The organism is Syntrophomonas zehnderi OL-4 (assembly GCF_000983115.1).
Classification (GTDB): Bacteria; Bacillota; Syntrophomonadia; order Syntrophomonadales; family Syntrophomonadaceae; genus Syntrophomonas_B; species Syntrophomonas_B zehnderi.
This window is the reverse complement of the sequence record NZ_CGIH01000005.1, coordinates 120,232-125,669: the sequence shown is the minus strand read 5'-3', so window position 1 is coordinate 125,669 and position 5,438 is coordinate 120,232. Positions and strand designations below refer to the sequence as shown.

The 5,438-nt window shown below is 47.3% G+C and carries 2 protein-coding genes; both read right to left on the bottom strand.

Annotated features, from left to right (window positions below; all coding sequences use genetic code 11):
* Positions 1-445 precede the first annotated feature (445 nt).
* Entirely contained in the window at positions 446-1,699 is a 1,254-nt protein-coding gene (locus AAV90_RS02600) for a flagellin N-terminal helical domain-containing protein (protein ID WP_046495497.1), read from the bottom strand.
* Positions 1,700-2,548: 849 nt separating this feature from the next.
* On the bottom strand, positions 2,549-4,027 hold the full coding sequence (fliD, locus tag AAV90_RS02595; protein ID WP_046495495.1) for a flagellar filament capping protein FliD: 1,479 nt from the start codon (positions 4,025-4,027) through the stop codon (positions 2,549-2,551).
* Positions 4,028-5,438: the final 1,411 nt, after the last annotated feature.

Genomic DNA, 5,438 nt, shown 5'->3' with positions numbered 1-5,438 from the left:
TTGGATCTTAGTCTCAACTGTTCTTCCGGTAGGGGAGGCTTTAGCCTCCCTGCGGAAGCTAAAGCTTCCGCTACGGTGGTTGGATCTTAGTCTCAACTGTTCTTCCGGTAGGGGAGGCTTTAGCCTCCCACGGAAGCTAAAGCTTCCGCTACGGTGTTGGATCTTAGTCTCAACTGTTCTTCCGGTAGGGGAGGCTTTAGCCTCCCTGCGGAAGCTAAAGCTTCCGCTACGGTGTTTGGATCTTAGTCTCAACTGTTCTTCCGGTAGGGGAGGCTTTAGCCTCCCTGCGGAAGCTAAAGCTTCCGCTACGCTGGTTAGATTTTAGCTTCCGCTGCGGGTTACCGGGGTAACGGGTTCTTCTTCGGAGAAGTTCACTGTAAGAAAATAGTAGCGGAGGCTTAAGCCTCCGCTACGGTTAATGTTAGTATGATTTTTAGTATGAGTACTATCTGAGTAGTTGTAATACTGACTGAGGAGCCTGGTTGGCTTGAGCCAGCATGGCGGTTGCAGCTTGCTGCAGGATGTTCTGCTTGGTGAATTCCATTATTTCTTTAGCCATATCAACGTCGCGTATTCTGGATTCTGCAGCCTGCAGGTTCTCTGCGGATGTATCCAGGTTCTTGATGGTATGTTCTAAGCGATTCTGCAGTGCGCCCAGCTTGGAACGTTCTGCGGAAACGGTTTCAATAGCGTTGTTAATGGTCGTAATAGACTTGTTAGCCGTTGACTGGGAAGATATGTCAACTCCCCCAACGCTTACAGTATAATCCTTGGTAGCTGCTGCATCCAGTTTTAATACCGTGCCAACACCCGCCTTGGTACTGGTAAACGTTATATTATCGGTAGAAGTAGCTATAATATTGCCAGCACCGTCAAGAAGTTGCCCTTTGGCAGAATCAATTTTATAATCCCCGGCTTCTAATGTACTCTCTGTTTTACGGCTAAATTCCGATATGCCAGTAGCTTTACCATCGAGTACCTTAATAGTACCGGTATCGACTTTCTGCTCGAAGGTGAAGGTAACATCTGCCAATTCACCGGCACCTACCCAAGTCAGACCAGCATCAGCAGTAGTAGCTACGGTATGACCATTGGCATCAATAAGATCTGTTCCATTAATGGTGTAAATACCATCCTTGGCTGTACCTGTCCCTGAAACTGTAGCCTCCAACTCTATTTTGGTACTACCTACGACTGCCAGTTCATAGGCCCTCATATCCGCGATGGTTAATTTAAGATTCTGCCCTTCGTTGGCTCCTATATGAAATACCTTTTCCTTGAAGTCACCGGTCAGCAGGTGCTGTGTATTAAACTGGGTAGTCTGACCGATCCTGGATACTTCCTTGGCTAACTGGTCAACTTCTTTTTGCAGTTCACTGCGGTCTACAACCACGTTGGTATCACTGGCGGACTGGACGGCCAGTTCTCTCATTCTCTGCAGGATAGCATGGGTCTCATTCAGCGCACCTTCCGCGGTCTGGATCAAAGAAATGCCGTCCTGGGCGTTTTTAGAAGCCATGTTTAAGCCTCTGATCTGGCCTCTCATTTTTTCGGAGATAGCCAACCCAGCAGCATCATCGCCGGCGCGGTTGATTCTGAAACCGGATGAGAGTTTTTCGGTTGCTTTAGCACCTGCGAGGTTGTTGATGCCTAACTGGCGCTGGGTGTTCATAGCCATAAGGTTGTGGTTAATAATCATAAATAAATTCCTCCTTGAAATTCATGCTCCCGCATCCTTGCGGGGCAGTTTTAATTGCGTGGTTAAGGTGGTTTGCAGACCGTTTAGTATCGACCTTTAGACTAAAATGGCTCCTGCTCCCTCCTTTGCGATTGGATTTCTGGGACGGATTTCCCAGGATGTATTTATTATCGTGAACTGGGCGGTCATGCTAAGGGGTCAAAAATGTGGGATATAGGTGATTAGAGGTGGTTACCAGTGTATAGCTTTGTTTTTCTCTGTTATGTGGCTGGTTTGCATTTTTTTGTGGTGATGCCCGGGCTACGGGGGAGGGAGCCATGGCTTATTGTTTTTTACTTATATTTTGGCGGAGGCTGAAGCCTCCGCTACGGGGTTTTTGGGTTTCGAGTTTCGGAATTCGAGTCTCGGGATTCGAGTTTCGGGATTTCGGGGTTTGTAATTCGTATTATATAAATTCGTTATTTGTATTATATAAATAATAAAAAATCTGTCTTAATCTGTGCCCGGCACTCAAGTTGAGTGCCGGGTCTGCGTTATCTGTGTCTATTCTCTAGCGTATGGCTGGGCTTTAATGGATACTGATAACACAGACCCGGCGGGCATAGCGACCGAAGGGAGCATCAATAGTACCCGTAATATATTTAGGCGGAGGCTGAAGCCTCCGCTACGGGGTTTTTGGGGTTCGAGTTTTGGGTTTCGAGTTTTGGGATTTGAGTCTCGGGATTTCGGGGTTTGTTATTCGTATTATATAAGTTCGTTATTTGTATTATATAAATAATAAAAAATCTGTGTTAATCTGTGCCCGGCACTCAAGTTGAGTGCCGGGTCTGTGTTATCTGTGTCTATTCTCTAGCGTTGCATCTGCCCGAGTTGCCCGGCTAGCCAAGCGCTTTGGTTTTGCATTTGCTGGTAGGCTTTTTCCATGGCGGTAAATTTAGCCCAATAGTTTTCTTCGATGCGAATCAAGCGTTTTTGCATTTCCTCATAACTTTTGTTCATGCGGCTGATTTCTTTGCCTAGGTAGCTCTCATCGGCACCGATAACATTGCGTCCGGCGGTGCTGGCGATGGATTCCATTTGGCCTTTTAGCATGTCATCCAGTTTGCGGGCGATGCCGGCAGCCTTGGGGTCAGAAGATTCATTGTTAAAAATCTTGGCCACCCCGTCCAGGTCATCGGTTAAGGCTTCGCGCAGTTTTTTTTCATCTATATATAGTTTGCCGTGGTCTTTCCAGTCCGGTGACGTCATTATGCCTATGGAGCTAAAGGTTTTGTACTTTGAACCGGTTTCTACCGCACTTCCTACGGTCATGCGCAGGTTGCTGGCTATGGAGCTTAGCAGGGAATCGGCTCTAAAAATGCCGCTGCGGGCTTTTTCTTCCCATTTCTCGATGTCTTTTTCCTTCATGTCGGCTTTTTGTTCATCAGTCAGGGGCGCAAAATCACGGTAGCGTTTTTCGCCTAATTTAGTGCCCAGGTCTTCCATGATCTTGTTGTACTGTTCGACAAAGGATTTAATCTGGTCTACAACGGAGTCAATATCTTTACCCACAGTCAGGGTAGCATTGCCCTCCTGCTTGATAGTCATAGTTAAGCCCAAAAGGTTAATCTGGTTGGAGTTAAACTCCAAAGTCTCTCCGCCATTAAGTTTGATTTGGGCATTGGCGCCTGTGGCGAGAAGCTTGCCCTCCGCAGGCAGTGTGTCATCACTATAAAGATTTAAGTTTTTTAAAATGCCGTTATCATCTGATACTATTTTTATGAAATTATCTTGGCCGGTAGATTTTGACATCATAAATAGCCGTCCGCTGTTTTCGTCATAGATGGCCTTGATACCGGTTTGGCTGGACTTTTCATTGATTTTGGCTGCGATTATCTGCACGGTGTCGTTCTCATTTACATTGATGGTGGCTTGAGCTTCTTCTCCATCTTTTCCCTGGATGGTGAAACTGCCGCTGCCGATTTCCCCGGTTATTTTTGCAGAAGATTGTGCTGAGGCGGCTTTAGCGGTCTGAATAACGTTAATGGAATAGGAACCTTCCAGGGTATTGGGGCCAGCAGAAGCAGTAAGGATGGCTTCGTTTGAGGAACTCACTTTTTTGGCCAAAAAGGCTCCCTGGAGCTTGAGGTTGAACACGTTTTGCTCACGGAAAGTTCTTAAGCTGTTATTAACACTGCGATAGTCATCGCGTTTCCATTCCAGAATGGTTTTCTGCTGGAACTGGCGGTCAACTTTCATTTGTTCAGTGCGCATAAGGTTTTTGATGATGCCTTCGGTATCCATTCCGCTGGCAATACCGCCGAAGCGGATACGGTCTATGGGATTCATGAAAAATCCTCCTTTCGGTTTTGGGTTTTAATGGACGCGGATTGCGCGGTTTACGCGGCAACCTTAATTATGAACGAAGTTCATATCAGTAGTACCCGTAGGGTGCAACCTTAATTATGAACGAAGTTCATGTCAGTAGTACCCGTAGGGTGCAACCTTAATTATGAACGGAGTTCATATCAGTAGTACCCGTAGGGTAATTTCCGCGGTTTATTTCTATTTTAAATGGGAAACTAAAGTTTCTCCTACCACCGGATTAAAATATTTTTTATAAGGTAATCAGGCTGTCCTATATACCTGGCAGGTAGAATTTCTCGCTACTATTCCCTTAGCGCAATCCCCGCGAAGGCTGAAGCCTCCGCTACGGGGCTGGATTGGTTTTACCAGGCGGGAAACTATGTTTCCCAGCGAAAGCTGAAGCTTCCGCTACTAAATTTTTATTATTAAACCGCGTAAACCCTGCTCAATCTGCGCGAGCGAAGCGAGTCCGCGTCTATTCTATGCCCAATTTGCCTATGTTTCCCCGCGAAGGCTGAAGCCTCCGCTACGGGGCTGGATTGGTTTTACCAGGCGGGAAACTATGTTTCCCAGCGAAAGCTGAAGCTTCCGCTACTAAATTTTTCTTATTAAACCGCGTAAATCCTGCTCAATCTGCGCGAGCGAAGCGAGTCCGCGTCTATTCTATCCCCAATTTGCCTATGTTTCCCCGCGAAGGCTGAAGCCTCCGCTACGGGGCTAGATTGGTTTAACCAGGCGGGAAACTATGTTTCCCGGCGGAAGCTGAAGCTTCCGCTACTAAATTTTTATTATTAAACCGCGTAAACCCTGCTCGATCTGCGCGAGCGAAGCGAGTCCGCGTCTATTCTATTCCCAATTTGCCTATGTTTCCCCGCGAAGGCTGAAGCCTCCGCTACGGGGCTGGATTGGTTTTACCAGGCGGGAAACTATGTTTCCCGGCGGAAGCTGAAGCTTCCGCTACTAAATTTTTATTATTAAACCGCGTAAACCCTGCTCGATCTGCGCGAGCGAAGCGAGTCCGCGTCTATTCTATTCCCAATTTGCCTATGTTTCCCCGCGAAGGCTGAAGCCTCCGCTACGGGGCTGGATTGGTTTTACCAGGCGGGAAACTATGTTTCCCGGCGGAAGCTGAAGCTTCCGCTACTAAATTTTTATTATTAAACCGCGTAAACCCTGCTCGATCTGCGCGAGCGAAGCGAGTCCGCGTCTATTCTATTCCCAATTTGCCTATGTTTCCCCGCGAAGGCTGAAGCCTCCGCTACGGGGCTGGATTGGTTTTACCAGGCGGGAAACTATGTTTCCCGGCGGAAGCTGAAGCTTCCGCTACTAAATTTTTATTATTAAACCGCGTAAACCCTGCTCGATCTGCGCGAGCGAAGCGAGTCCGCGTCTA